Genomic DNA, 25,228 nt, shown 5'->3' on the forward strand with positions numbered 1-25,228 from the left:
GTCACTGCCCGGCGAACGACGGCTCCGTGGGTTCCACGACGGCCTCGTCGCGCTCCCAGCCCTCGTTCTCGAGCTTGATGGTCTGGATGGCCACGCCGTTGGCGTTCGCGTCGAGCTCGGGCAGCGGCTGGTACTCCGAGACCCAGGCGCGGTACACCTTGTACGAGAGCACCACCTGCCCGGCCTCGTTGTAGACCTCGATGATGAGGTCCTTGCGGAAGTCGCGCAGCGAGACCTCCGACCCGAGGCCCGCGCCGTAGTTCCAGACCTTGTTCGCCCACTGCTCGAACTCGGGGTCGTGGGTCACGCCGCGTTCCAGCGTGATGGGCTCGTACTCGGTGCGTCCGGGCGACTTGCGGCTCGACGAGACGTCGCCGCCGTGCCGGTGCTTGACCACCTCGGTGGTCTTCTTCAGCGCACTGACCTTGGACACGCCCGCCACGTACCTGCCGTCCCACTTCACCCGGAACTTGAAGTTCTTGTACGGGTCGAAGCGGGTGGCGTTGACCGAGAACTCAGCCATCGGGACTCCTTCACGAGTTGGTGCGGCGCTAGCGCGCGGCAGCCGTCTTCTGCTGGATCGAGACGATCACGAACTCGGCCGGCTTCAGCGGGGCGAACCCCACCTGGATGTTCACCACGCCCCGGTCGATGTCGTACTGGCTCGTGGTCTCGCCGTCGCACCGCACGAAGAACGCGTCGCGCGCGCTGGTGCCCTGGAACGCGCCGCGCCGGAACAGGTCCTGCATGAACGCGCCGACACCGAGCCGGATCTGGGACCACAGCGGCTCGTCGTTCGGCTCGAACACGACCCACTGCGTCCCGCGGTAGAGGCTCTCCTCGAGGAACAGGGCCAGCCGCCGCACCGGGACGTACTTGTAGTCGTCGCTCAGCACGTCGGCGCCCCGCAGGGTCCGGGCCCCCCACACGACCGACCCGGCGTCGCGGAACGTCCGCAGCGCGTTGTAGCCGGCGGGGTTGAGCTGCCCGTTCTGGTCGTTCGTCAGCGTCGACTCCAGCGCGACGACACCGGTGAGCCCCGCCTCCAGGCCCGCGGGCGCCTTCCACACGCCTCGGGCCGCGTCGGTCCGGGCGTACACGCCGGCGACGGCGCCACCCGGCGCGAACGTGTCGACCTGGCCCCCGCGCAGCGGGTCGGCGTGGCGCACGCGCGGAAAGTAGACCGCGGCGTTGCGGGCCACCTCACCCGTCACACCGAGACCATCGGCCCAGGCCGCGAAGCCCTCGACCGTCTGCCCCGGCTTCGGGTCCACGACGAGGAACGCCCTGCGGGACGCCGCGTACTGGGCCGCGAGCGGCCAGACCGAGTCGTGCAGCGACCCCGACGGCGTCGGTGGCGGCAGGACGACGATGTTGACCAGGTCGACCGTGTCGAGGGCGTGGAAGCCGCGGCCGTCGTCCGTGTAGTCGTCGGGTTCGACGGCCGCGCCGTCGGTTCCCTCGTCCCCGGTGGCGACCGTGTAGGTGTCCTCCCCCGGTGCCGACGTCGACGACGCCGACACCTGCCTCACGAGGCGGGAGGACTCGAGGAGGTTGGCCAGTCGCGCCGGCCCGTCACCGACGGTGACGTTGCGGTACACCTCGGTCTCCTCGCCGAGGCTCAGGGTGAGCGTGAACAGGTCGTCCGGGTCCACCCCCTGGGCCGCGCCGATGTCGGCGGCGTCCGCGGTCGCGGGGTGGGTGACGACCCCGACGAGGTCGTTCGCCCACTCCCCCGGGCCGTGGGCCTCCAGCGTCACGTCGCCGACCACGAGCTGGGCCGCCGCGGCGTCGTGCGTGGGGTCCGCGTCGCCCTGGCGCGCGACGCGGACCACGTAGGCCGGCCCGCCCCCGTTGAGGTAGAAGTCGCGCACGGCGTAGCCGAGCCCGCTGGAACGCACCAGCCCGCCGAAGGCCCGCTCGAAGTCGGTGAAGCTGCCGATCCGGACGGGGGTGTCGACGGGACCACGCCGCGCGGTGCCCACGAACGCCGTGATCGACGTGGCCACACCCGTCACGGTGCGGTTCCCGCTCGGTACCTCGGTGACGTACACGCCCGGGTACGGGGTGGAGATGCTCATGAGGACTCCTTCGACGCTGCGGCGTGGCCCTGCCCCGACGACGTTCCACCGCGCGCGTCAACCACCCGTCACCGGGCTGTCACACGGACCCCGCCCCGTCATGACGGCGACGTGACCGGGCGGTGACGGCTCCCGGGCACGATGGTGCCCGTCCCGGAGCCGGTCCCACCGGCCGACAGGGTCCAGGGGGTGTCGAGATGGTGAGCATTTCGGTGGTCGAGCGCGTCAGCGTCGCCGACGGGCCGTCGTGGACGCTCGACGTCGACCTGGAACCGGACGCCTACGTGGTCTCCGAGGCCACGCTCGCGCGGCACGGGCAGGCCGGTGACCGCGTCGAGGTCACGCTCGTTCCCGCGGGCGTCTCCGTGACGCTGCTGGCGGTCTCGGCGGTCGACGAGACCGGGCGGCCGGCGGTGGTCCGGGTGACCCCCCGCGGCGACGTGGACGGCGCGCCGCTGGCGGTGCACGGCGCGCTGCTCCTCGCCAACGCGGACGTCGTCGGCGGACTGGTCCCGGTGGGCGGGCCCGTCCAGGTCCTCGACCTGGTCAACGACGGCACGGCGGCGATCAGTGTGCGGGTCCTGGCCGCGTTCGACGAGCTCGACGGCTAGAGCCCTCCGTGTCCGTGTCGGGGGGCCGTCGTAGCGTGTTCCGCATGGCAGAGATCGTGCTCTTCCACCACGCGGGGGGCCTGACCGACGGCGTCCGTTCCTTCGCGCAGCAGCTCCGCGACGCCGGGCACACCGTGCACACGCCCGACCTCTTCGAGGGGCGGACCTTCGCCGACGTCACCGACGGCGTCGCGTTCGCCCAGGCCGCGGGCGAGGGCACGTTCGCACGCCGAGCGGCCGCCGTCGTCGCGGACCTCCCGACGGACGTGGTCTACGGCGGCATGTCGATGGGGATCGCGCGCGCCACGGAGTGCGTCCTGGAGCGGCCCGGCGCCCGGGGGGCGTTCTTCCTCTACGGCGCCGTCGACCCCGCCTGGTGGGACGCGACGTGGCCGGCCGACGTCCCGTCCCAGGCGCACGTCACCGAGGACGACCCGTGGCGCGAGCCGGAGGCCGAGGAGGCATACCTGGCGGCCGTGGCCGGCGGAGAGCTCTTCGCCTACCCGGACGGCGGGCACCTGTTCGCCGAGCCGGGACATCCCGACCACGATGCGCGCACCGCCTCCCTGGCGACGCAGCGGTCCTCGATCTCCTGGCCCGCCTCTCGCGCTGACGAGGCGGAGGAGCCGTGGACCCGACTCCGCCGTGTCCTAGCTCAACCGCCGCGACAGGTGCACCGTGACCGTGTCACCGACGTCCTTGCCCAGCCGCTTCCGCAGCTTCGCGTTGAGCGACAGCATGAGCTCGCCCCGGCCGGTCGGCATGAGGCCGACGTTCTCCAGGGCGACGCCGTCGACCGTGGCGTCGACACGGACCGAGCGGCCGGTGCCGAGCAGCTCGGTGGCGCCGGGGAGCTCGACGCAGTGCCAGACGTCTCCCTTGACGTCGACGCCGACGGGCGCGGTGACGGTGTGGTCGAGGTCGGTGGGCGGCGTGGTCATGGGTCTCCTCCTGTCGTCGGACAACTGTCCAGGGGGTGACGCCACGGCCAGGCAATACTCATCGGTCGGTGCCGCTACTCGCGGCCCTCCTCGAGCGGGATGAGCATGGTCCGGAAGTCGCCCGGGGTGCTCGCCAGCTCCCAGACCTGCTCGGCGACGTCCTCGATGCCGTTCTCGAGCTGCAGCTTCGGGATCGCGCCGGGGATGACGAGCTGGGCGACACGGATGCCCTCGTCCGCCAGCGCGTCGTGCAGCATCTCGCCGTAGGCGCTCTCGGCGGGGAACGCCACCGAGGTGCCGGCGAACCCCGCACGGGCCTTCACCGAGGTGCCGCCGTTGATCAGCACGATGCTCCCCTCCCCCTGCTCGCGCATGCCCGGCAGCACCGTACGCACGGCGGTGACGAGTCCCAGCGCCGAGAACTTCAGCGCGTCCAGTGCGAGGTCCGGCGTGAGGTCCAGGACCGGCTTCAGGTACTCGCGGGCGGGCAGCGGGCTGTACTGCAGCGCCGTGATCGGGCCGAGGTCCGCGGCCGCTCGCCCGAGGGCCACCTCGAGCGAGGGGCCGTCCCGCACGTCCGCCGCGTAGCCGCGGGCCGTCACGCCGTGCTCGCCCAGCTCCTCGGCCAGCGCGTCCAGCTTGGCCAGGTCGCGCGAGATCAGCGCGACCGCGTACCCCTCGCGGCCGAACCGGCGTGCGACCGCGGCTCCCAGGTTCGGTCCGGCTCCGATGATGGCCAAGGTCGGCATCGAGGTCTCCTTCTGTCGTCGGTCCCTCTCGCCCGGACGCTACCCGCGAGAGCACCACCGGGCACGACGAGGCACGGCCGCTCCGCGCGAGCGGCACCTCCCGCAGACCCCGGGCACCGAGCCGTCGACGATGACCAGGCAAACGGTCGGACCGCCGTCCGTCGGTCCGACCGTGCGTGCTCCCGCACCGCGCCCCTACGCGGTCGCCGTGCCGCTCTCGACCGCTTCCTTGATCCGCTGCAGGCGGTCGTGCACCAGCCTGTCGGGTCCCCGGCCCTCGAACCGGTCGATCAGGCGTTCGTACAGCGGCGGGTCGTGCACCATGACCGTCAGGGTCATCCGCGTGCCGCCGCGCTCCGGCTCGAAGACGTGCGACAGGGTGTACAGCGCGGTCTCGTGCCGCGGGTGCTCCCACCGGCTGAACGACATCGTGGGCTGCATGGCGATGTCGATCCGCTCGTCGGGCACGACCTCGACGTACTCCAGACGATCGTCCTCCTCCATCACTCCTGCGCTGCGCGAGAGGCGTGCCGTCGTGCCCACGCCGTCCGGGGACGTCGAGGACTCCACGACGTGCTTGGGGTCGCCGGCGAACAGCTGCTCGGGATCGAGGCAGTAGGCGTACGCGCGGCCGGGCGTCGCGTCGATGTGGATGGACTGCTGGACCCTGGTCCTCACGTCAGTCATCTTTCTCACCCCCTCTCGCACCTCGCGAGGTGGGATCTCCACACCTCCAGGCTACGGCGGGCACCACTCGCACGCTCGGGTCGCCGGGCGCCCGCCGGGCCCTCTCGGTCTCCCGATGAACTGGTGGTCGGTGCGGGTGAACTTGCCCCCGGCAACCCCGGTTCACCCGCCTCCGCACTGCGTTCTCCGGGGCATGTCGGCCACGATGGAGCAGTTCCGTCACGTCATGGTTCGCGAACGGTCCCGAACCGGCAAACGACGTCACCGAGAGAAGGATGTCCCATGAAGATCCAGCGCATCGCCGCCGGCACCGCCGCCGTCGCCCTCGCCACCCTCGGCGTCGCGGGCACCGCCCACGCCGCCGACCACAGCACCACTGTCCCGGGCCACCAGGGTCGCGACGGCACCGTCGTCGGCCACTACACCTCGCTGTACGCCGAGGACGACGCGGGCGACTGGTACTGGGACCTCGGGGACGGGCGCGTCATGGGCAGCGTCGACGGCGTCGGCGACCTCGACCCGGACACCGTCGTCACCTGCGACTACCAGGTGATCTACCGCGGTGACTTCGGCGACGACCCGAGCCTCGACGACGGCTGGATCAAGAACAACATCCGCTGCGACGACGGCACGACCTACAACAGCACCTACGTCAGCTCCAAGGACCCCCGCTACACGGGTGAGCACCCCATCTGGGGAACGTGGGACATCGTGGTCAGCACCGTGTCCGGCCAGGGCAACACCGTCTGACCGAGGCCCCGGCCGCGAACGATGAACGGCCCGGGTCCACGCCCGTGGACCCGGGCCGTTCCGGCTCTCGTCGAGAGATGCACCCGGACCGGGACCGGTACGCCGCGGCGGGGGCACCGCAGCAGGCGAGGGGGTGAAACACGACGGGTCCTGCCGCCGGGGTCGCATGCCGGGCTGCCTCAGCGGATCCTTGGAGCATCAACGCCCGAGCACGGGGGGCCCACCGTGAAGGTTCGCATGGCTGTCGCAGGCATCGTCGCCTTCGTCCTGGCTCTCGCCCTCGGGCTGGTCTCCCCCGCCGTGACGGCGGTGGCGGACCCCGGGGACCGCGACCGTCCCGCCCCCAAGGCGTCGGGCCAGAGCTCGAGCGGTGGGCCGCGGACGACGCCGTTGTCACGGCCGTCGAGCTCCCTCCAGGCCCGCGGCCCCGCCTCCGCCACGGCGACGGCTTCCTCGCCCTCCGCGACCCCGGGCCTGGCCATTCCCGCCTGGGGTGACGCGCAGTGGAAGCACCCCGACACCTTCCAGACCATCGAGCTCGCCGACCTGGACGGCGACGGGCGGGACGAGATCTACGGACGGTTGCCGGCCGGCCTGGAGGTCTACGACTTCCGTGTCGACTCCGGCCAGTGGGCCCCCACCTACGTCACGGGCACGCTGCCGTTCGCCGACGCCCCGCGGGCCCCGGTGGGCTGGCTGCCGCCCTACTACTACGCCACCATCCAGACCGCCGACGTCGACGGTGACGGCAGCGAGGAGGTCGTCGGGCGCGGACCGACCGGTCTGCAGATCCATTCCTTCGAACCGGCGGCGACCGCCGGGGAGTCGACGTGGTGCACGCTCGCGGCCGAGGGCCCCTTCACCGACTCGGGGCCGTGGGCGCAGGATGCCGCCTACTACTCGACGATCCAGGCCGCCGACCTCGACGGCGACGGTCGCGAGAACGAGTTCTTCGGGCGGGGCACCGACGGGATCGAGGCGTGGCGCTTCAACGCCGGGGGCGACTGCTCGACCGCGGGGTCGTCGTGGACGAAGCTGCCGACCCTCCTGCACTTCAGCGACACCACCGCCGGCCCGGGCGTGGCCGACCGCTACGCCACGATCCAGGCGGCCGACATCGACGGGGACGGCACGGACGACGTCCTCGGCCGGGCCGGGAACGGGATCTACGCCTACAGCCTCGCGACCGGTGCGTGGACCGACCTGCCGGTGCTCCACGAGTTCACCGACAACCAGGGCTTCACCCAGGCAAGCCAGTACAGCACGATCCAGACCGGCGACCTCGACGGCGAAGGTGGCGTGGAGGTCTTCGGGCGCAACGCCGACGGGATCGTCGGCTACCGGCTGGAGGGCGGCACCTGGCAGACGCTCAAGGCGCTGGTCAAGGACTTCGGCAACTCGAGCAGCGTCGACTGGGGCAGCGCCCCGGGCTTCTACCGCACGATCCAGGCGGCCGACATCGACGGCGACGACCGCGACGAGGTCGTCGGTCGCAGCGCGGACGGGATCCACGCGTGGGAGCTGCTCGCCTCCGACAACTGGCACGCGGTCTCGACCGGCGGACCGTTCGCCGACGCCGACGGCTGGTCGCAGGACTGGAGCCGGTTCGCCACCATCCAGCTCGGCGACATCGACGGGACGGTGCCGCTCAACGCACCGACCCCCAACGGCGGCGACCGCGCCGAGATCATCGGCCGCGGCCCGACCGGCGTCCAGACCTATGCCTGGGACGACGTCAAGAACACCTGGGTCTCGCCCTCGGCCACCTTCCCGGACTACTCGACCGGGACGGCGAAGGCTGCCTATCAGGCCGTCAATGCGACGATCGCGACCCAGCTCGGGTACACCAACCCCGACTTCGACCTGCGTTCAACCTATGGTTCCGAGACGGGCTACAACCTCGGGACGAAGTACCCCGAACTGGTGGCCGCCGCGACCCAGCCGTCCAACGTCCCCGACGCTGTGTGGGAGTCGGTCACCACCCAGCTCACGAACGAGCTGTCGGCGGCGGCGAGCGTCGAGGCGTACTTCGCCGAAGTGCAGGGGGCGCTGCAGCAGGACGAGATCACCGACCTGGCGCAGGACGGGCCGCAGATCGCCGAGCAGCTCGACTACAACATCAAGTCGTCGCACGCGCTCGAGGCCGACCTCTTCGGCCTCGCCGCCGGTGTGGCGGAGGCGCTGGCCAACCTGGCCACCACCGAGACCGGCGTGCCGGTGGGCAGCGTGGTCGGCGGCCTGTTCTCCGCGGGATGGGCCACGGGGACGCGGGTGAGCGAGGGTTCCGGCAACTCGACGCTGCACAAGGACCTGCAGAAGATCCTGGACGACTCGGCCGGGATGATCACCGCAGCGGCCGACGCGATCCCTGCCGCTCGGGAGGCGGTCGCCACCGACTACGGCATGTTGTGGGAGGTGGGCGCACTGACCGGCAACGACACGTGGGTCCCCCCGACGAACGACTCCACCGCGGCACGCACCGCCCAGGCGTTCAACGTGTGGGTGTGGCAGGTGGTGCTCAACGACCAGGCCCACGTCGAGCACAAGGACAAGGCGAACGCCGCGTGGAGCTACGACGGTTTCCACTACGGCCTGAAGGTCGGTGACGCCTCCGACATCGAGAGCCAGCTCTTCGGCACGACCTCGACCGGATGCCTCGCGAGCTTCGACCCGTCGTGCCACCTCGGGGTGCCGCCCGACTTCGTCTTCCAGGGGCTCTACGGCTGGGCCATCCCGTGCGGCTTCTTCACCATGTGTCAGCCCACGGGCGCCTGGCTGCCGCCGGAATGACGAGGGCCACGTGCCCACGTCCCAGGCCTGGCGTCGGAGCGCGCCCCGCCCGGGCCAGCGGATGCCCTGCTCCTGAGGAAGTCGAGAGTGGTGCACGGGCGTGACACAGGGCTCGTCCCCGAGATGTCGGGGACGAGCCCTGTGTCAGTGGTACCGCCCGGCGGAGATCAGGCGAACGATCGGGCGCTGCCCGTCACGTTCGGCACGGCCCCGAAGTGCTCCGCGAGGTGCGCGTCGAAGCGGGCGAAGTCGTTCTCGACGTCGGGGTTCTTGAGGACGTCGTAGGCCATGAACGTCGGTGCCGGGGACAGCCCGATCCACTTGAAGTTCAGGTGCATCGGTCGCATCAGCTCGTCCTCGCTCAGGCCGGCGAAGAACTCCTCGGCCGGGTCACCGAACGCCTCGGCGGGGGCGTTGCCCGTGAGCGACATCATGTACGTGCCGGTCAGCCGCGGAGCGAGGCCGTAGTTCTTCGTCGGAGCCTCGGCGGTGCGACCGTCGCCGCCGGAGAGCTCCCCCATCATGCCCTGCGTCCAGACGTCGTCGACGTACTTCTTGAGCGCCCACGAGACGCCCATCCAGTTCACGGGCGCCTGCAGGAGGACGACGTCGGCCCGCTGGAGCTTCTCGATCTCCGCGTCGATGTCGTAGGGCTGCGCGACCTCGGTGACCTCGACGTCGTGCCCCTGCCCGGCGAAGAACGCCCGAGCGCGCTGCACGAAGGCGTCGGTCAGCGTGCCCGGTGACATCGGGTGGTGCGCGTGACCGTTGATGATGAACACGTTGGACATGAGTTCCTCTCGGGATGGTGGAGGTCGGGTACCGCCCTCCTCGAGGGCGACCGCACCGACGCTACATCATGTACGCATGATGGCGTACATGTTCTCCCGCTAGCATGGCGGCATGGCGAGCCGCACCTCCTCCCCGCTCGTCCACCCTGACGCGGCGGACTTCGACCTCTTCACGGTGATGAGCGCGTTGTCGGACCCGACACGGCTGGGGATCGTGATCATGCTCTCGAACGACCCCGGCCTGAACTGCGGCGGCTTCTACCGCGACGTCACACCGTCGGTCCTCACCCGGCACTTCCGCGTGCTGCGCGAGGCCGGCGTGATCCGGCAGGAGGACGTCGGCAACCAACGTGTCAACACGCTGCGCAGGGACGAGCTCGATCGACGCTTCCCCGGCCTGCTCGACCTCGTGATCAAGGAGGGTGCCGACCGTGCCGCACCCTTCCCGGGCCTCAGCCTGCCGTGAACCGAGGACCCGCGGTCACGGCGCTGCCACGGCACGCCGACGCGGGTCACGCCCCTCGCGTGCAGGGTGAAAACCTGACGCACTCCCGGGCCGGGAGGTCCACATCGAGTGTTGCCTCGGTAGACTGACGGGAACGACAGCCCGAGCACCGGGGGCAACGATGAAGCTCCGCATCGCCGTCGCAGGCATCGTCGCCTGCGTCCTGACACTTGGCCTCGGGCTCGTCACCCCCGTCGTGACGGCTCCGCCGGCAGAGGCGGTCACCAAGATCTCGGCCCGCACGCTCCTGCGCCAGCTCCCGGTGGCCTCCGAGACCAACAAGGGCTACGACCGGTCGAAGTTTCCGCACTGGATCGACACCGCCGACAAGGACGTGTGCGACACCCGCGAGGAGGTCCTCATCCAGGAGGCGATCCGCGCCCCGCGGGTTGCGGCATCGACCTGCGCCATCTCGGGCGGCACGTGGCGCTCCAAGTACGACCGCGTGACCACGACCGACAAGTCGACGTTCGACATCGACCACGTCGTGCCCCTCAAGGAGGCCTGGGCCTCCGGAGCGAAGAAGTGGACCACGAGCACGCGCAAGCGGTTCGCCAACGACCTCGGCTACCGAGCGACACTCATCGCGGTGTCCGCGTCGTCCAACCGGTCGAAGGGCGCGCGTGAGCCGCACGAGTGGATGCCGCCCAACCGGGCGTACCACTGCACCTACGCCAAGCAGTGGATCGCCATCAAGTGGCGCTGGTCGCTCAAGGTCAACCAGACGGAGAAGTCCTCCCTGCGCCGCCAGCTCGACAAGTGCGACAGCGTCCTGGTGAACAAGCCCCGGCGAGCCGCGTAGTCCCCCAGAAATCGATGGCGGCGGCCGAGGGACCCGGGCGCATGTCCCTCCGGTGTCCCTCGCAGGGACCTCGTGACAACGACAAAGAGGCCGCCCACCAGAGTCTCCCCTGGTGAACGACCTCTCACGGTCGGGCTGACAGGATTTGAACCTGCGACCCCCTGACCCCCAGTCAGGTGCGCTACCAAGCTGCGCCACAGCCCGTCCGGTTCATACCTGGTGCCGAAGCACCGGGAACGGACCGGTCCGGCCCCGTAGGGCCGACCGAAATACTACCCCAGACCGGGCACCGCTCGTCCACTCCGCATCGCGGGTGTGTCCGGGGTCACCGGGACGGTCAGGCGGTGGGCGCCGACGCACCCGGCCGCACGCCGCGCACGACGTGCGCGGTCGCCAGCGCTGCCGCCGCAGCCTCGTAGCCCTTGTCCTCGTGGGAGCCCTCGAGCCCGGCACGGTCGAGGGCCTGGGCCTCGTCGTCGCACGTGAGCAGACCGAAGCCGATCGGGACCGTGTGGTCCAGTGCGACCCTGTTCAACCCGTCGGTGGCCGCGGCGCACACGTAGTCGAAGTGCGGGGTGCCGCCCCGGATGACGACCCCGAGCGCCACGACGGCGTCGTACCCCGCCGCCGCGCAGGCCTGGGCCGCCACCGGCAGCTCGAAGGACCCGGGCACCCGCAGCACGTCCGGCTCGACGGAGTGGTCGGCACACGCACGCCGGGCGCCGTCGAGCAGCCCGTCCATGACGGTCTCGTGCCACGAGGCGGCGATCACGGCCACCCGCAGGTCCGAGCTGTCCACGGCGTGCGTGGTGGGCGCCCCCGCCCCGCTCATCGCAGCACCTCGCGCGCCGTCGTCATGCCGTTCATCGGGCCTCCTTCAGGTTCGACTCGAGGGTGAGGGTCGGTCCCCGGGCGAGGTTCGACCTCGGGTTCAAGGTTGGGCAGGTCGTGGCCCATGCGGTCGCGCTTGGTGCGCAGGTAGGCCACGTTGTCGGGCGCCGGGTGGATCGCCAGCGGCACTCGTTCGGCCACGGTCACTCCCCCGGCCTGCAGGCCGTCGACCTTGGCAGGGTTGTTGGTCAGCAGGCGGACGGACCCCACGCCGAGGTCGCGCAGCACGTGCGCGGCGGCCGTGTACTCACGGGAGTCCACGGGCAGCCCCTGCGCCAGGTTCGCGTCGATCGTGTCCTGGCCGCCGTCCTGCAGGCTGTACGCCGTCAGCTTGGCGACCAGGCCGATGCCGCGGCCCTCATGGCCGCGCATGTAGACGACGACGCCGCGGCCGGCCTCCTGCACCGCACGCAGCGCGGAGTCCAGCTGCGGCCCGCAGTCGCAGCGCAGCGAGCCGAAGGCGTCCCCGGTCAGGCACTCCGAGTGCACACGGGTCAGCACCGGTCCGCCCGCGTCCAGGTCGGCGAGCGCCCCGGCCACCAGGGCGACGTGCTCGTCGCCGGTGACCCGGTCCCGGTACCCGACGGCCGTGAACTCACCGTGCCGGGTGGGCAGCCGGGTGACGGCAAGCCGGTCCACGGTCGACTCGGTGACGCGGCGGTAGGCGACCAGGTCGGCGACGCTGACGAGCTCCAGCCCGTGCTCGGCGGCGAACTCGCGCAGCGCGGGACGACGCATCATGGTGCCGTCGTCGTGCGTGATCTCGGCGAGCACCCCGGCGGTACCGCGGCCGGCGAGGCGGGCCAGGTCGACGGCGGCCTCGGTGTGCCCGGTGCGCTCGAGCACGCCACCGGCGCGAGCACGCAGCGGCAGCACGTGGCCCGGACGGGTCAGGTCGGCCGCCGTCGCGTCCGGGTCGGCGAGAACCCTCGCGGTGCGGGCACGGTCGGCGCCCGAGATGCCCGTGGTCACGCCCTCGGCGGCGTCCACGGTGATCGTGTACGCCGTGCGGAACGCGTCCCGGTTCTCGGCGACCATCAGCGGCAGCCGGAGCCGGTCGAGCGTGTCGCCGTCCGCGGCGACGCAGATCAGCCCGCTGGTGTGCCGCACGGTGAAGCCCATGAGCTCCGGCGTGGCCGCCTCCGCGGCGAAGATGAGGTCACCCTCGTTCTCCCGGCTCTCGTCGTCGACCACGACGACGGCGTGGCCGGCGGCCACCGCCGCGACGGCTCGTTCGACGCGCTCCCGCAGTCCGGGGTCCACGGTGCTCATCGGGCCACCTCCGCGATCTCGGCCGGCGGCACCGCCGGCCCGGCGAAACGTCCGTCCAGGAGCCGCTCGACGTGCCGGGCGAGCACGTCGGTCTCCAGGTTGACCTGCTCCCCCACCGCCCGGGCACCGAGCGTGGTGCGCGCGAGGGTCTCGGGGATGAGGCTGACCGTGAACCGGTCGGTGCCTGCCTCCACGACGGTCAGGGAGACGCCGTCGACCGCCACGGACCCCTTGCCGACCACGTACCGGGCGAGGTCGGCCGGCAGCGAGATCTCCACGACCTCCCACCGCTCACCGGGCGTGCGGGACAGGACGGTGCCGACACCGTCGACGTGCCCCTGCACGATGTGGCCGCCGAGGCGCTCCCCCACGGCCAGCGCCGGCTCGACGTTGACCCGGTCCCCGGCGCGCAGCGCGCCGAGGGACGTGGCGTCGAGGGTCTCGGCCATGAGGTCGGCCGTCCAGGTCGCCGCGTCGTGCTCGGCGACCGTCAGGCAGCACCCGTTGACGGCGATCGAGTCGCCGGTGCGCACGCCGTCGAGCACGCCGGGCGACCGGACGGTGAGGCGGGCGGCGTCGGCACTCTTCTCCAGGGCCTCCACGGTGCCGAGCTCGGACACGATGCCGGTGAACATCAGGACTCCTTCCGCGGCCGCAGGGTGAGCCGCACGTTCGTGGCGGCCAGGCCGGAGGCGGGGCCGTCGGGGGTGGAGAGGTCGTCGGTGGTGGGCTCGAGGACGGTCGCGTCGACCAGGTCGAACCGTGCGGCGTCGGCGATCGTCGTGACGCCCAGGTCGCCGACGGCGGGAGGCCCGGCACCGAGCAGGGCCGGGGCGACGTAGGCGACGATCTCGTCGACGAGGCCGGCGCGCAGGAACGCCGCGGCCAGCGTCGCGCCGCCCTCGAGCAGCACGTGCCGCCGGTCGAGACGCCACAGCTCGGCGAGCGCCTCGTGCGGGTCGTGGGTGCGCAGGTGGCACGTCTCCACGCCGTCCGGGCCCGGAGCGGCGAGGCGGGAGGTCGCAGGCAGATCGCGCCGTCCCATGACGGCCCGCAGCGGCTGAGGGCCGTCGGCGTCGCGGACGGTCAGCGCCGGGTCGTCGTCGAGCACGGTGCCGGTCCCCACCAGCACGGTGTCGACCTCGGCGCGCAGCCGGTGCACGTCGCGCCGCGCGGCCGCCGACGTGATCCACCGGGAGGTGCCGTCGACGGCGGCGGTCCGCCCGTCCAGGGTGGTGGCGACCTTCCAGGTCACGACCGGGCGGCCGAGCTCGACCGCGGTCGACCACACCCGGTTGAGCTCGCGCGCGTCCTCGGCGCCGACGCCACCGACGACGTCGACCCCGGCGGCGACCAGGACGCCTGCTCCCCCGGCGGCCGTGGGGTTGGGATCAGCCTGGGCGTAGACCACGCGTGCCACGCCGGCGTCGCGCAGCGCGTCGGCGCACGGACCCGTCCGGCCGGTGTGGGCGCAGGGTTCGAGCGTCACCACGGCGGTGGCGCCCCGTGCGGCGTCGTCGCCGTGGGCGTGCCGGGCGTTGGTCAGGGCGACCACCTCGGCGTGCGGGCTGCCCGCACCCCGGTGGAACCCCTCGGCGAGCGTGGCGCCGCCGGGGTCGAGCAGGACGCAGCCGACGCGTGGGTTGGGTCCCAGGTCGAGTCCCGGCGTGGCGGCCAGCGTCAGGGCTCGCTGCATCGCGGCCTGCTCGGCCGGGGTCACCGTGGGTGCCGCCGCGGCGGTGGTCATGTCCTGGCCCCTCGTCGTCCGGTCGCGGACCCCGGGGGCTCGGCGGCATGGTCGCCCGCCGGTCCTCGCGGGACGCCGGAGCGTCCGCGGGGCGTGGACGTGCCACGCCGTCGGCGAGCGAGCGGTGCCGTCGCGTGCGTCTTCCCATCCGGACTTTGACCGTCGGTCCAGGAGTTCCACCTGGTCAACCGGTCACTGGCTGTGACCGGGTCGCGGACTGTTACCGCCGGTTCGGAGTTTCACCGACCCCAGAGCACGCGAGCTGTTGCTCGTTCACCACGAGACTATCGCACCGCGCCCCGCGGACGTACGACGCACGTCACAGCTGCCCCGCCGGTCAGCGCCGGCGGCGCTTCTCCCGCACCCGGACGCTGATCCGGATCGGCGAGCCCTCGAACCCGAACTCCTCGCGCAGCCGGCGCTCGATGAACCGGCGGTAGCCGGCCTCGATGAAGCCGGTGGCGAAGATGACGAACCGGGGCGGCCGGGTGGACGCCTGGGTGGCGAACAGGATGCGGGGCTGCTTGCCCCCGCGCACCGGGTGCGGGTGCGCCGAGACCAGCTCGCCGAGGAACCCGTTCAGGCGCCCGGTCGGGATCCGGGTGTCCCAGGACGCGAGCGACGTCTCCAGCGCCCGGACCAGCCGGTCGGTGTGCCAGCCGGTGCGCGCCGAGACGTTGACGCGCGGCGCCCACGTGACCTGCACGAGCTCCTTGTCGATCTCCCGCTCGAGGAAGTGCCGGCGGTCGTCGTCCATCAGGTCCCACTTGTTGTAGGCGATGACCAGGGCGCGGCCGGCGTCGACCGTCTGGGAGATGACCCGCAGGTCCTGCTCGGTGAGCGGCGTCGAGGAGTCGATGAGGACGACGGCGATCTCGGCCTTCTCGATGGCGGCCTGGGTGCGCAGCGACGCGTAGAAGTCGGCCCCGCGGGTCTGGTGCACCCGCCGACGGATGCCCGCGGTGTCGACGAACCAGTACGGGATGCCCTTGATCTCGACCAGCTCGTCCACCGGGTCACGGGTCGTCCCCGCGGTCTCGTCCACGACGACGCGCTCGGCGCCGGCCAGCTTGTTGAGCAGCGAGGACTTGCCGACATTCGGGCGCCCCACCAGGGCGACCCGGCGCGGGCCCTCGGGACGCAGCTCGCCGCGGGCGGACTCGTCCGGCAGCACCTCCAGGACGGCGTCGAGCATCTCGCCCAGACCCCGACCGTGCAGGGCCGAGACCGGCATCGGCTCGCCGAGACCCAGCGACCAGAGGTAGGCGGCGTCGGCCTCGCCGGACGGCCCGTCGACCTTGTTGGCGCACAGGATCACCGGCTTGCCCGAGCGGCGCAGCAGCTCCACGACGCGCTCGTCGGTGGCCGTGGCACCCACCTGGGCGTCCACGACGAAGACGACCGCGTCGGCGAGGTCGATGGCGACCTCGGCCTGCTCGGCCACCTTGGACTCCATGCCCGCGACGTCGACCTCCCAGCCGCCGGTGTCCACCAGCGTGAAGTCCTTGCCCGCCCACTCGGCGGCGTAGGTCACGCGGTCGCGGGTGACCCCGGGCGTGTCCTCGACGACGGCCTCGCGGCGACCCAGGATCCGGTTGACGAGGGTCGACTTGCCGACGTTCGGCCGGCCGACGACGGCCAGCACCGGCAGCGGCGCCTCGGCCGGTGCGGCCTCGAGGTCCTCCCACCCGGTCTCCAGCAGCTCGCGGTCGGCCTCGTCGAGCTCGAAGTCCTCGAGACCGGCGCGCAGCGCGCGCTCGCGGGCCTCGTCGTCGTCGAAGCGGGTGACGAGGGCTCCGTGGTCCTCGACCAGGACCTCGGCGGTGTCGACCGGCGCGTCCGTGGTGTCGACGGAGTCAGCGGGCAGGGGCTCGGGACCGTCGGCGGGAGTGCTCATGCCTGCCATTGTCCCAGGCGCTCGACGGCCGTGAGGACCGCGGCGACGGTCTGGTCCAGGTCCAGCTCGCTGGAGTCCACCGTCACCACGCCGTCGGCGGCGGTGAGGAACTGGCTCACGGTCGAGTCGTCGCGGTCGCGGCGCAGCACCTGGTCACGCGTGGCGTCGACGGCCGCGGCGTCGGCGGCTCCGTGCACCTCCAGGGAACGCCGACGCAGCCGGGCCTCCTCGCTGGCCGTCAGCAGGATGCGCGCGTCGGCGTCCGGGGCCACGACGGTGGTGATGTCGCGCCCCTCGGCGACGATGCCGCGGCCGCCGGAGAACCCGTCGGTCGCCTCGACGTCGATGATGGCCCGCTGACGGCGCTTCATCTCGGCGCGGACCTCGAGGTTGGTCGCGACCTGCGACACGGCCGAGGACACCTCGGTGGTGCGGATCGCGGCGGCGACGTCGTCGCCGTCCAGCACGACGCCGGGGGCGGCCGGGTCGACGCCCATCTCCAGCGGCATGTCGCGCACGGCCCGGGCCACGGCGTCGGCGTCGGTGAGAGCGACGTCGGTGCGCACGCACCACAGGGTGGCGGCCCGGTACATGGCGCCGGTGTCGAGGTAGGCCAGGCCGAGGCGGCTCGCGACGGCCTTGGAGACGCTGGACTTGCCGGAACCGGACGGGCCGTCGACGGCGATGGTGACCACAGGTGTTCGCTCTCTTGTCGGGGGACGGGGCAGATCGTTCGGGAGTGGACTCAGAGGTCCACGGCACGCATCAGGGTGCCGAGCTCGGTGCGGCCGAGCACGCGCGTGCGGCCGGCCTTGAGGTCGCCGAGCGTGATCGGGCCGATCCGGGTGCGCACGAGGCGGGTGACCGGGAAGCCGATCGCGTCGAACATCCGGCGCACGATCCGGTTGCGACCCTCGTGCAGGACCACCTCGATCATGGTGCGGCCGGGCACGGAGTCCACGACCCGGACCTTGTCCATGCGGGCCGGGCCGTCGTCGAGCTCCACGCCCGCGGTCAGCTCCTTGGCGTGGCGCGGGTAGAACTCGGCGCCCTCGACCGTGACGAGGTAGGTCTTCGGGATCTCGTAGCTCGGGTGCGACAGCCGGTTGCCGAGCTCGCCGTCGTTGGTCAGCAGCAGCAGGCCCTCGGAGTCGGCGTCCAGGCGGCCCACGTGGAAGAGCCGCTCCGGGCGGTCCTGCACGAGCTCTGCCACCGTGGGCCGGCCCTCGGGGTCGCTCATCGAGGAGAGCATGCCGAGCGGCTTGTTGACGGCCACGGTGATCTTGGACTCGTCGAGCTGGACGCGCAGGCCGTCGACGTGCACGACCGCGGTGGCCGGGTCGACGCGCACGCCGAGCTCGGCCACGACCTGGCCGTCGACCTCGACCCGCCCCTGGGCGATGAGCTGCTCGCAGGCGCGTCGTGAGCCGACGCCGGCCTGGGCGAGAACCTTCTGCAGCCGGACGCCGTCGGGCACGTGGACGTCGACCGGCGGGTTCGCGGGGGCGTGGCGGCGCGAGGAGCGGCGGCTCCCGCCGCGGCGTGAGGTGGGCATGGCCCCTATTGTCGCAGGACGCCGGAGCGGGGCCGACCTCAGTCGATGCCGAGGCCCTCCAGGCCGCCGAGCGCCTCCACGCCGGGCAGGTGCGGCGCCAGCGGCGGCAGCTCGTCGAGCGAGGTCCAGCCCATCCGGTCCAGGAACTCCCCGGTGGTGCCGAACAGCACCGCGCCGGTGGTCGGGTCCTGCCCGACCTCCGCCACCAGGTTACGTGCCAGCAGGGTGCGCACCACCCCGTCGACGTTCACCCCGCGCACCGCCGAGACCTGGCCCCGGGTGACGGGCTGTCGGTAGGCCACGACGGCGAGGGTCTCCAGGGCGGCCTGGCTCAGCCGGGAGGACTGGCCCTCGAGCACGAACCGCGCGACGACGTCGGTCAGGTCGCGATGGGAGTAGATGCGCCAGCCCTCGGCCCCGCGGCGCAGCTCGAAACCCCGCGGCCGGGCGCCGTCGGCCCCCTGGTACTCCTCGGCGAGCGCCGCCAGCGCCGCGTGCACCTCGACCGTGGGACGGGCGACGGCCGCGGCGAGACGTTCGGCGGGGACCGGCGACTCGGCGACCATGAGGATCGCCTCCAGGGCGGCCGGCAGACCCCCGGGCAGGTCGTCGACGTCGACCGGTGCCGGACTGTCTCCCGACGCCGCCGGGCCCGGGGCGACCGCTGTCCCAGCGGTCGCGGGGACGTGCTCGCTCATGCTGCTCCTTCCACGGCGCCGTCGAACTCCTCGACGTCGCCCACGTCGTCGTCGGCCCCGCCGGTCCACCGCACGGTCAGCTCTCCCAGGGCGGTGACCTGCTCGAAGCCCACCTGGCCGCTGCGGAACAGCTCCAGCAGCGCCAGGAAACGCGCCACGACCACGAGGCGTTCCACCCCCGTGGTCAGGGCGCGGAACGTCGCCGTCCCCTCGCGCCGCAGCTGGTCGGCGACCAGGAGCGCCTCCTCGCGCACGCTCACGGCGGCGCCGTGCAGATGGCTCAGGCCCACCACCGGCGGGACCTTGGGTTCGAGCGCCCGCGCGGCGAGCTCGGCCAGCCGGTCGCCGTCGAGGGTCCACACGAGGTCGGGGAGCATCGCGGTCAGGTGCTCCTCCATCGGGACCGACCGGGGCACCCGGCGGCCGGTGTCGGCGAGGCGGTCGGCGAACACGGCCGAGATCTCCTTGTACGCCCGGTACTGCAGGAGACGGGCGAACAGCAGGTCGCGGGCCTCCAGCAGCTCGAGGTCCTCGGCGTCCTCCTCGACGACACCGGGCAGCAGCCGGGCCGCCTTGAGGTCCAGCAGCGTGGCCGCCACGACGAGGAACTCGCTCGCCGCCCCCAGGTCCCACGAGGGGTGCTGCTCGCCGCGGTCGGCGGCGTCGCGGGCGGCGGACTCGGCGGCGCGCAGGTGGGCGACGAAGTCGTCCGTCACCTCCGCCAGCGCCACCTCGGTCAGGTCCAGCTCACGGGCGTTGATCAGGGACAGCAGCAGGTCGAACGGCCCGTCGAAGTTGTCGAGATGGACCTCGAACGCCCCGGCGCGGGCCTGTCCCGCAGGTGCCTCCGCCGGGGTCCGCTCAGGTGGCGCTGCCACGAGCGACGAGCTCACGGGCCAGGTGCCGGTAGGCCGCCGCGCCTGCGTGGGACGGCGCGTGCGAGGTGATGGGCTCGGCGGCCACCGAGGCGTCGGGGAACTTCACGGTCCGACCGATGACGGTGTGCAGCAGCGTGTCTCCGAACGCCTCGTGGACCCGCTGGACGACCTCGCGCGAGTGCAGGGTGCGCGCGTCGTACATGGTGGCCAGGATGCCGTCCACGGCGAGGTCCGGGTTGAGCCGGTCGCGCACCTTGTCGATCGTCTCCACGAGCAGCGCGACGCCCCGCAGGGCGAAGAACTCGCACTCCAGCGGGATGAGGACGCCGTCGGCGGCGGTCAGCGCGTTGACGGTGAGCAGCCCCAGGGAGGGCTGGCAGTCGATGAGCACGACGTCGTAGACGTCCAGCGCCGGGCGCAGCGCGCGGGAGAGGACGGACTCGCGCGCAACCTCGCCGACGAGCTGGACCTCGGCGGCGGACAGGTCGATGTTCGCCGGTACGACGTCGAGCCCCTCGATCGCCGTGGGACGGACGACGTCCTCGAGGGTCACGTCACGTTCCATGACGAGGTTGTAGACGCTGAGCTCCAGCTCGTGCGGGCTGACACCCACGCCGACGGACGCGGCGCCCTGGGGGTCGAAGTCCACCAGGAGCACCTTGCGGCCGTACTCGGCCAGCGTGGCTCCGAGATTGATGGTCGTGGTCGTCTTGCCCACGCCGCCCTTCTGGTTGCACATCGCCACGATCCGGGCCGGACCGTGCGAGTCCCGCGGTGCGGGGACGGGGAACTCGGGCAGCGGGCGGCCGACGACGTCCGTGGGCGGACCGTCCTCGTTCGCCGCGGTACCCGGGATCCCGGGCAGGGTGTTCTCGGCAGTCGCCGGCTGCGTCATCGTCTCACTCCCCCGGGTGCCTCGGTCACGCTGTCACGCTACACCGCGCCACGGGCCCGGACCGGGCGCTCGCGCGGCGCGCCGCGCGGAACCGCGGGGGCACGGCCGGTCACCCGAGCGCCCGCGGGTGGGCCGCGGCGTAGACCTCGCGCAGCGCCTCCGGGGTGACCATCGTGTAGATCTGCGTCGTGGTGACCGAGGCGTGCCCGAGCAGCTCCTGCACCACCCGCACGTCCGCTCCTCCGGCCAGCAGGTGGGTGGCGAAGGAGTGGCGCAGGGTGTGCGGCGACACGTGCTCCGCGATCCCGGCCCGGTCCGCCGCGCGCTGCAGCACGGCCCACGCGCTCTGCCTCGAGAGCCGGGTGCCGCGGGCGTTGAGGAACAGCGCCGGGGTGCTCCGGCCGCGCACGGACCCCGCCTCGACCAGTGCCGGCCGGGCACGGACCAGGTAGGCGTCGATCGCGTCGCGGGCGTACGACCCGACGGGCACGACGCGCTCCTTGCCGCCCTTGCCGAACAGACGCACGGCGTCCTCGGTCCCGACGTCGTCGACGTCGAGCCCGACCACCTCGCTGATGCGCCCTCCCGTGGAGTACAGCAGCTCCAGCAGCGCCCGGTCCCGCAGACCGGTGGCCCCGTCGCCCGCCGAGGCCGCGGCCAGGAGGCGGGCCACGGCGTCGACGCTCAGGGCGTGCGGCAGCCGACGCGTCTTGGTGGGTGCCGCGACGTCGGCGCTCGGGTCCGTGTCGGCGTCGCCCTCGGCGAGGGCGAACCGGTGCCAGCCCCGCAGCGCCGCCAGGGCCCGCGCCGTGGAGGACGCCGACAGGGGACGCCCGCCGTCGTCCCCCGCCCGCACGGCGTCGAGATAGGCCTCGACGTCCGCCTCGGTGACCTCGGCCGGTGCGGTCCGGCCGCGGACGCCGAGGAAGTCCGCGTACCGGGTCAGGTCCCGGCGGTAGGCCTGCACGGTGTTGGTGGACAGCCCGCGTTCGACCCGGAGGTGGGCGAGGTAGTCGCGCAGCCCCGACTCGAGGGCGGCGGGCAGGTCCGTGGGCGTCGAGGTCACCCGGCCATCATGCCCCCGGGCAACGGTCGTCGAGCGGCAGCCCGGGCAGCGCGTCGAGCACCCCGTCGAGGCGCTCGTCGGGCGCCGGCGGTCAGAACGGCAGGAACACGTCGACCGCGACGGCCACGAAGAGCAGGGTCAGGTAGGTGATGGAGGCGTGGAACACCTTCATCGCCCCGGGGCCGTTGCGGGTCCGGCCCTGGGCCTTGCGCAGCATGGCGACCGTCAACCAGAGGAACCATCCGCCCAGCCCGACCGCGACCACGGTGTACACCCAGGTCATCCCGGCCAGCGGCACGAGCGCCAGCGAGGAGAGGATCATCGCGATCGTGTGACCGAGCATCTCGCCGGCGACCCGGCGGTCGGTGGCCACGACGGGGAGCATCGGCACCCCGGCGGTGGCGTAGTCCTGCTTGAACTTCACCGACAGCGGCCAGTAGTGCGGGGGCGTCCAGAAGAAGATGACGCCGAACAGCGCCACGGCCGCCCAGCTGAGCCCGCCGGTGACGGCCGCCCAGCCGATGAACACCGGCATGCATCCGGCGATGCCACCCCACACGATGTTCTGCGGGGTGCGGCGCTTGAGGATCATCGTGTAGCCGACGACGTAGATCGCGATCGCCGCGAAGGTCAGCCAGGCGGCGGCGACGTTGACGAGCCAGGCGAACCAGACCAGGGCCACCACGCCGAGCGCCGTGGCGAAGATCAGCGCGTTGCGCGGGCGGATCTCCCCCGTGACGAGCGGACGCCGCTTGGTGCGGTTCATCATCTCGTCGATGTCGCGGTCGAGGTAGCAGTTGAACGCGTTGGCCGAGCCGGCCGCGAGCGCCCCGCCGACCAGCGTCGCCACGACGAGCCAGAGGTCGGGCAGGCCGCCCTCGGCGAGGATCATCGTGGGCACCGTGGTCACGAGCAGCAGCTCGATGATGCGGGGCTTGGTCAGGGCGACGTAGGCGCCCACCCGGTCACGCCAGCCGGCCGAGCGCCGCGTGGCCGACCCGTGCACGGCAGCGCGTGTCGGGGTCGACGAGGAGTCCGTCGGGCGGCTGATGGTGCTCACGCGCGCAGTGTTCCGTTCGCGAGGGTGTTCCGGGCGGTCCCATCGTACGCGCCACGCGGAGGTCGGTCGCCCCCGCGGGGCGCGGGTGACCTGTGAGATTCCTCCGGCCGCGCGGTGCGTGTCGCCGGGGCGCTCACATGGTGGGACGGTCGGCGGCGCCGAACGCGGCCCACGGCACTCCCCGCTAGTGTGGAGACGCACAACGCAGGGCATCGGTGCCGTCGTGCGCACCGGGTCGACCGCTGCGCACGGCGCCAGGCCCCCGCCTCCTGAGGGGTGGAGCCGCCGCGCCCGGCACCGGTACAGCAGAGCAACCCGGGGCAGCGCCTCGGGCAGGAAAGAGGCATTCGTGAACGCGTTCGATCCCGCACCGGCCCCCCTCGAGTGGAACGACCTGGACGAGCGGGCCGTCAAGTCCATCAAGGCTCTGGCCGCCGACGCCGTGGAGAAGTGCGGCAGCGGTCACCCCGGCACGGCCATGTCGCTGGCCCCGGCCGCGTACCTGCTGTTCCAGAAGACGATGCGGCACGACCCCACCGACCCCACCTGGGTGGGCCGCGACCGGTTCGTGCTCTCGGCCGGGCACTCGTCGCTCACGCTGTACCTGCAGCTGTTCCTGGCCGGGTACGGCATGGAGATGGACGACCTCGCCGCGCTGCGCACGTTCAACTCCCAGACCCCGGGCCACCCCGAGTACGGCCACACCCCGGGCGTGGAGATCACCACCGGCCCGCTGGGCCAGGGTCTCGCCTCCGCCGTCGGCATGGCCTACGCCTCGCGCCGCGAGCGGGCGCTGCTCGACCCCGAGGCCGCCCCCGGCACCTCGCCCTTCGACCACCACGTGTACGTCATCGCCTCCGACGGCGACCTGCAGGAGGGTGTCACCTCCGAGGCCTCGTCCCTGGCCGGCACCCAGCAGCTCGGCAACCTCGTGGTGATCTGGGACGACAACAAGATCTCGATCGAGGACGACACCGAGATCGCGTTCACCGAGGACGTGCTGGCCCGCTACGCGGCCTACGGCTGGCACACGCAGCGCGTGGACTGGACCGACGGCGGCACCGGCTACGCCGAGGACACCGACGCGCTGGCCGCCGCCCTGGACGCCGCGAAGAACGAGACCGGCAAGCCGTCGATCATCGCGCTGCGCACGATCATCGGCTGGCCCTCCCCCACGAAGCAGAACACGGGCGGGATCCACGGCTCCGCGCTCGGCGCCGAGGAGGTCGCAGGCCTGAAGAAGGCGCTGGGCCTCGACCCCGAGGCGACCTTCACCATCGACGACGACGTGCTCAAGCACACCCGGTCCGTCGCCGAGCGCCACAGCTCCGGCCGGGCCGCGTGGGACACCGCGTTCGAGGCCTGGAAGACCGCCAACCCCTCGGGGGCCGAGCTGCTGGAGCGGCTCAGCGCCCGCGAGCTGCCCGCCGGCTGGACGGACGCCCTGCCCGAGTTCGAGGCGTCGGAGAAGGGCGTCGCCACCCGCGCCGCCTCCGGCAAGGTGCTGTCGGCGCTGGCCGACGTGCTGCCCGAGCTGTGGGGCGGGTCCGCCGACCTCGCCGGCTCCAACAACACCACGATGGACGGCGAGCCGTCCTTCATCCCGTTCGAGCACGCGACGAAGAAGTTCCCGGGCAACCCGCAGGGCCGCACGCTGCACTTCGGCATCCGCGAGCACGCCATGGGCGCGATCCTCAACGGGATCGTGCTGCACGGCCTGACGCGCCCCTACGGCGGGACGTTCCTGCAGTTCTCGGACTACATGCGGGCCGCGGTCCGCCTGTCCGCGCTCATGGAGATCCCCTCGACGTTCGTGTGGACCCACGACTCCATCGGCCTGGGCGAGGACGGCCCCACCCACCAGCCCGTCGAGCACCTCGCCGCCCTGCGCGCCATCCCGGGCCTGGACGTCGTCCGCCCGGCGGACGCGAACGAGACCTCCTGGGCCTGGCGAGGCATCCTCGAGAACACCTCGAACCCGGCCGGACTCGTGCTCACCCGGCAGGGCGTGCCGACCTTCCCGCGGGGCGAGGACGGCTTCGCGGCGGCCGAGGGCACGCTCCGCGGCGGCTACACGCTCCTGGACACCGACGGCACGCCGGACGTGATCCTCGTGGGCACCGGGTCGGAGGTCCAGCTCGCCGTCGAGGCGCGCGAGCAGCTCGCCGCCGACGGGATCGCCGCCCGCGTGGTGTCGATGCCGAGCCTCGAGTGGTTCGACCGTCAGGACGCCGAGTACCGCGAGTCGGTGCTGCCCGCCGCGGTCCGGGCCCGGGTCTCGGTGGAGGCCGGCATCGCGCTGAGCTGGCGCGGGATCGTCGGCGACGCCGGCCGGTCCGTCTCGCTCGAGCACTACGGCGCGTCCGCGGACTACCAGACGCTCTACCGCGAGTTCGGCATCACGGCCGACGCCGTGGCCACGGCCGCGCGCGAGTCGCTCGCCGCCGTCCGCGGCGAGTGAACCCACCGACGGCGGTGCAGCGCTGATCGTCACGCTCGGCATCGCCGCCATCGGCCAGCTCGAGGGACACGTGCTGCAGCCGCTCATCATGGGCAAGCAGG

24 protein-coding genes, 1 tRNA gene, 1 pseudogene and 1 riboswitch are annotated in these 25,228 nt (G+C 72.6%); of the genes and pseudogenes, 7 read left to right on the forward strand and 19 right to left on the reverse strand.

Annotated elements, in window-relative coordinates:
* Position 1 precedes the first annotated feature (1 nt).
* Together Q6347_RS14510 and Q6347_RS14515 are read right to left on the reverse strand one after the other, a co-directional pair.
* Complete coding sequence (locus tag Q6347_RS14510; RefSeq protein WP_304603974.1) at positions 2 to 523, reverse strand: phage tail protein; 522 nt, start codon at positions 521 to 523, stop codon at positions 2 to 4.
* Between the two features lie 28 nt (positions 524 to 551).
* Positions 552 to 2,081, reverse strand: a complete 1,530-nt coding sequence (locus Q6347_RS14515; RefSeq protein WP_304603975.1) for a phage tail sheath subtilisin-like domain-containing protein — start codon at positions 2,079 to 2,081, stop codon at positions 552 to 554.
* Positions 2,082 to 2,278: 197 nt separating this feature from the next.
* Here Q6347_RS14515 and Q6347_RS14520 point away from each other — a divergent pair, with 197 nt between their 5' ends.
* Together Q6347_RS14520 and Q6347_RS14525 are read left to right on the forward strand one after the other, a co-directional pair.
* Complete coding sequence (locus Q6347_RS14520; RefSeq protein WP_304603976.1) at positions 2,279 to 2,692, forward strand: hypothetical protein; 414 nt, start codon at positions 2,279 to 2,281, stop codon at positions 2,690 to 2,692.
* Between the two features lie 44 nt (positions 2,693 to 2,736).
* Positions 2,737 to 3,261: pseudogene (locus Q6347_RS14525) on the forward strand (dienelactone hydrolase family protein); the annotation flags it as partial.
* Positions 3,262 to 3,342: 81 nt separating this feature from the next.
* On the opposite strand, the gene Q6347_RS14530 reads toward Q6347_RS14525, so the two are convergent.
* From Q6347_RS14530 to Q6347_RS14540, 3 genes are all read right to left on the reverse strand, one after another.
* Positions 3,343 to 3,633, reverse strand: coding sequence for a DUF1905 domain-containing protein (locus tag Q6347_RS14530; RefSeq protein ID WP_304607736.1), 291 nt, complete (start codon positions 3,631 to 3,633; stop codon positions 3,343 to 3,345).
* 74 nt (positions 3,634 to 3,707) lie between these two features.
* Complete coding sequence (locus Q6347_RS14535; RefSeq protein WP_304607723.1) at positions 3,708 to 4,382, reverse strand: SDR family oxidoreductase; 675 nt, start codon at positions 4,380 to 4,382, stop codon at positions 3,708 to 3,710.
* A gap of 195 nt (positions 4,383 to 4,577) precedes the next feature.
* Positions 4,578 to 5,060 (reverse strand): SRPBCC family protein, encoded by a 483-nt coding sequence (locus Q6347_RS14540; protein ID WP_304607724.1) that lies wholly within the window; start codon positions 5,058 to 5,060, stop codon positions 4,578 to 4,580.
* A 291-nt stretch (positions 5,061 to 5,351) separates the two neighbouring features.
* Here Q6347_RS14540 and Q6347_RS14545 point away from each other — a divergent pair, with 291 nt between their 5' ends.
* Complete coding sequence (locus Q6347_RS14545; RefSeq protein WP_304607725.1) at positions 5,352 to 5,819, forward strand: hypothetical protein; 468 nt, start codon at positions 5,352 to 5,354, stop codon at positions 5,817 to 5,819.
* Between the two features lie 237 nt (positions 5,820 to 6,056).
* Positions 6,057 to 8,609 (forward strand): VCBS repeat-containing protein, encoded by a 2,553-nt coding sequence (locus Q6347_RS14550; protein WP_304607726.1) that lies wholly within the window; start codon positions 6,057 to 6,059, stop codon positions 8,607 to 8,609.
* Positions 8,610 to 8,776: 167 nt separating this feature from the next.
* Here the strand turns inward: Q6347_RS14550 and Q6347_RS14555 are convergent, their stop codons facing one another.
* On the reverse strand, positions 8,777 to 9,400 hold the full coding sequence (locus Q6347_RS14555) for an NAD(P)H-dependent oxidoreductase (protein ID WP_304607727.1): 624 nt from the start codon (positions 9,398 to 9,400) through the stop codon (positions 8,777 to 8,779).
* A gap of 112 nt (positions 9,401 to 9,512) precedes the next feature.
* On the opposite strand from Q6347_RS14555, the gene Q6347_RS14560 reads away from it, so the two are divergent.
* On the forward strand, positions 9,513 to 9,866 hold the full coding sequence (locus Q6347_RS14560; protein WP_304607728.1) for a helix-turn-helix transcriptional regulator: 354 nt from the start codon (positions 9,513 to 9,515) through the stop codon (positions 9,864 to 9,866).
* Positions 9,867 to 10,026: 160 nt separating this feature from the next.
* A complete protein-coding gene (locus Q6347_RS14565; RefSeq protein ID WP_304607729.1) occupies positions 10,027 to 10,707 on the forward strand; it encodes an HNH endonuclease family protein in 681 nt (226 codons plus the stop codon).
* A 130-nt stretch (positions 10,708 to 10,837) separates the two neighbouring features.
* On the opposite strand, the gene Q6347_RS14570 is transcribed toward Q6347_RS14565, so the two are convergent.
* The 13 genes from Q6347_RS14570 to Q6347_RS14630 form a co-directional block, all read right to left on the reverse strand.
* Positions 10,838 to 10,911 (reverse strand) — tRNA-Pro (locus Q6347_RS14570).
* 133 nt (positions 10,912 to 11,044) lie between these two features.
* A complete protein-coding gene (ribH, locus tag Q6347_RS14575) occupies positions 11,045 to 11,539 on the reverse strand; it encodes a 6,7-dimethyl-8-ribityllumazine synthase (protein ID WP_304607730.1) in 495 nt (164 codons plus the stop codon).
* Positions 11,536 to 12,870, reverse strand: coding sequence for a bifunctional 3,4-dihydroxy-2-butanone-4-phosphate synthase/GTP cyclohydrolase II (locus Q6347_RS14580; protein WP_304603989.1), 1,335 nt, complete (start codon positions 12,868 to 12,870; stop codon positions 11,536 to 11,538). Before Q6347_RS14580 ends, ribH begins: the two co-directional genes overlap by 4 nt.
* On the reverse strand, positions 12,867 to 13,505 hold the full coding sequence (locus Q6347_RS14585; protein ID WP_304603990.1) for a riboflavin synthase: 639 nt from the start codon (positions 13,503 to 13,505) through the stop codon (positions 12,867 to 12,869). The genes Q6347_RS14580 and Q6347_RS14585 overlap by 4 nt, the downstream gene beginning before the upstream one ends.
* The gene (gene ribD, locus Q6347_RS14590) at positions 13,505 to 14,617 is read right to left on the reverse strand and encodes a bifunctional diaminohydroxyphosphoribosylaminopyrimidine deaminase/5-amino-6-(5-phosphoribosylamino)uracil reductase RibD (protein WP_304607731.1); all 1,113 of its coding nucleotides are present in this window, start codon (positions 14,615 to 14,617) and stop codon (positions 13,505 to 13,507) included. The genes Q6347_RS14585 and ribD overlap by 1 nt, the downstream gene beginning before the upstream one ends.
* A 130-nt stretch (positions 14,618 to 14,747) precedes the next feature.
* Positions 14,748 to 14,878: riboswitch (FMN riboswitch) on the reverse strand.
* Between the two features lie 76 nt (positions 14,879 to 14,954).
* On the reverse strand, positions 14,955 to 16,514 hold the full coding sequence (der, locus tag Q6347_RS14595) for a ribosome biogenesis GTPase Der (protein WP_304607732.1): 1,560 nt from the start codon (positions 16,512 to 16,514) through the stop codon (positions 14,955 to 14,957).
* On the reverse strand, positions 16,511 to 17,209 hold the full coding sequence (cmk, locus tag Q6347_RS14600) for a (d)CMP kinase (RefSeq protein WP_171245712.1): 699 nt from the start codon (positions 17,207 to 17,209) through the stop codon (positions 16,511 to 16,513). The genes der and cmk overlap by 4 nt, the downstream gene beginning before the upstream one ends.
* Before the next feature lie 50 nt (positions 17,210 to 17,259).
* Positions 17,260 to 18,069, reverse strand: a complete 810-nt coding sequence (locus Q6347_RS14605) for a pseudouridine synthase (protein WP_171245711.1) — start codon at positions 18,067 to 18,069, stop codon at positions 17,260 to 17,262.
* Positions 18,070 to 18,107: 38 nt separating this feature from the next.
* Complete coding sequence (gene scpB, locus Q6347_RS14610) at positions 18,108 to 18,767, reverse strand: SMC-Scp complex subunit ScpB (protein ID WP_304603994.1); 660 nt, start codon at positions 18,765 to 18,767, stop codon at positions 18,108 to 18,110.
* Complete coding sequence (locus tag Q6347_RS14615) at positions 18,764 to 19,645, reverse strand: ScpA family protein (protein WP_304603995.1); 882 nt, start codon at positions 19,643 to 19,645, stop codon at positions 18,764 to 18,766. The genes scpB and Q6347_RS14615 overlap by 4 nt, the downstream gene beginning before the upstream one ends.
* The gene (locus Q6347_RS14620; protein WP_304603996.1) at positions 19,629 to 20,540 is read right to left on the reverse strand and encodes a ParA family protein; all 912 of its coding nucleotides are present in this window, start codon (positions 20,538 to 20,540) and stop codon (positions 19,629 to 19,631) included. The genes Q6347_RS14615 and Q6347_RS14620 overlap by 17 nt, the downstream gene beginning before the upstream one ends.
* A gap of 109 nt (positions 20,541 to 20,649) precedes the next feature.
* The gene (gene xerD, locus Q6347_RS14625) at positions 20,650 to 21,606 is read right to left on the reverse strand and encodes a site-specific tyrosine recombinase XerD (protein ID WP_304603997.1); all 957 of its coding nucleotides are present in this window, start codon (positions 21,604 to 21,606) and stop codon (positions 20,650 to 20,652) included.
* A 91-nt stretch (positions 21,607 to 21,697) separates the two neighbouring features.
* The gene (locus tag Q6347_RS14630; protein ID WP_304604451.1) at positions 21,698 to 22,612 is read right to left on the reverse strand and encodes a heme o synthase; all 915 of its coding nucleotides are present in this window, start codon (positions 22,610 to 22,612) and stop codon (positions 21,698 to 21,700) included.
* A gap of 403 nt (positions 22,613 to 23,015) precedes the next feature.
* Here Q6347_RS14630 and tkt point away from each other — a divergent pair, with 403 nt between their 5' ends.
* A complete protein-coding gene (gene tkt, locus Q6347_RS14635; protein WP_304607733.1) occupies positions 23,016 to 25,127 on the forward strand; it encodes a transketolase in 2,112 nt (703 codons plus the stop codon).
* The last annotated feature ends 101 nt before the right edge of the window (positions 25,128 to 25,228 follow it).

It is taken from the genome of Isoptericola sp. b408 (assembly GCF_030588085.1).
GTDB lineage: Bacteria > Actinomycetota > Actinomycetes > Actinomycetales > Cellulomonadaceae > Isoptericola > Isoptericola sediminis.

Bases quoted from the DNA above. Each gene is read 5' to 3' on its own strand.
- Q6347_RS14510 (WP_304603974.1), bottom strand. From the start codon at position 523: ATGGCTGAGTTCTCGGTCAACGCCACCCGCTTCGACCCGTACAAGAAC.
- Q6347_RS14515 (WP_304603975.1), bottom strand. From the start codon at position 2,081: ATGAGCATCTCCACCCCGTACCCGGGCGTGTACGTCACCGAGGTACCG.
- Q6347_RS14520 (WP_304603976.1), top strand. From the start codon at position 2,279: ATGGTGAGCATTTCGGTGGTCGAGCGCGTCAGCGTCGCCGACGGGCCG.
- Q6347_RS14530 (WP_304607736.1), bottom strand. From the start codon at position 3,633: ATGACCACGCCGCCCACCGACCTCGACCACACCGTCACCGCGCCCGTC.
- Q6347_RS14535 (WP_304607723.1), bottom strand. From the start codon at position 4,382: ATGCCGACCTTGGCCATCATCGGAGCCGGACCGAACCTGGGAGCCGCG.
- Q6347_RS14545 (WP_304607725.1), top strand. From the start codon at position 5,352: ATGAAGATCCAGCGCATCGCCGCCGGCACCGCCGCCGTCGCCCTCGCC.
- Q6347_RS14550 (WP_304607726.1), top strand. From the start codon at position 6,057: ATGGCTGTCGCAGGCATCGTCGCCTTCGTCCTGGCTCTCGCCCTCGGG.
- Q6347_RS14555 (WP_304607727.1), bottom strand. From the start codon at position 9,400: ATGTCCAACGTGTTCATCATCAACGGTCACGCGCACCACCCGATGTCA.
- Q6347_RS14560 (WP_304607728.1), top strand. From the start codon at position 9,513: ATGGCGAGCCGCACCTCCTCCCCGCTCGTCCACCCTGACGCGGCGGAC.
- Q6347_RS14565 (WP_304607729.1), top strand. From the start codon at position 10,027: ATGAAGCTCCGCATCGCCGTCGCAGGCATCGTCGCCTGCGTCCTGACA.
- ribH (WP_304607730.1), bottom strand. From the start codon at position 11,539: ATGAGCGGGGCGGGGGCGCCCACCACGCACGCCGTGGACAGCTCGGAC.
- Q6347_RS14580 (WP_304603989.1), bottom strand. From the start codon at position 12,870: ATGAGCACCGTGGACCCCGGACTGCGGGAGCGCGTCGAACGAGCCGTC.
- Q6347_RS14585 (WP_304603990.1), bottom strand. From the start codon at position 13,505: ATGTTCACCGGCATCGTGTCCGAGCTCGGCACCGTGGAGGCCCTGGAG.
- ribD (WP_304607731.1), bottom strand. From the start codon at position 14,617: ATGACCACCGCCGCGGCGGCACCCACGGTGACCCCGGCCGAGCAGGCC.
- der (WP_304607732.1), bottom strand. From the start codon at position 16,514: ATGAGCACTCCCGCCGACGGTCCCGAGCCCCTGCCCGCTGACTCCGTC.
- Q6347_RS14605 (WP_171245711.1), bottom strand. From the start codon at position 18,069: ATGCCCACCTCACGCCGCGGCGGGAGCCGCCGCTCCTCGCGCCGCCAC.
- scpB (WP_304603994.1), bottom strand. From the start codon at position 18,767: ATGAGCGAGCACGTCCCCGCGACCGCTGGGACAGCGGTCGCCCCGGGC.
- Q6347_RS14620 (WP_304603996.1), bottom strand. From the start codon at position 20,540: ATGACGCAGCCGGCGACTGCCGAGAACACCCTGCCCGGGATCCCGGGT.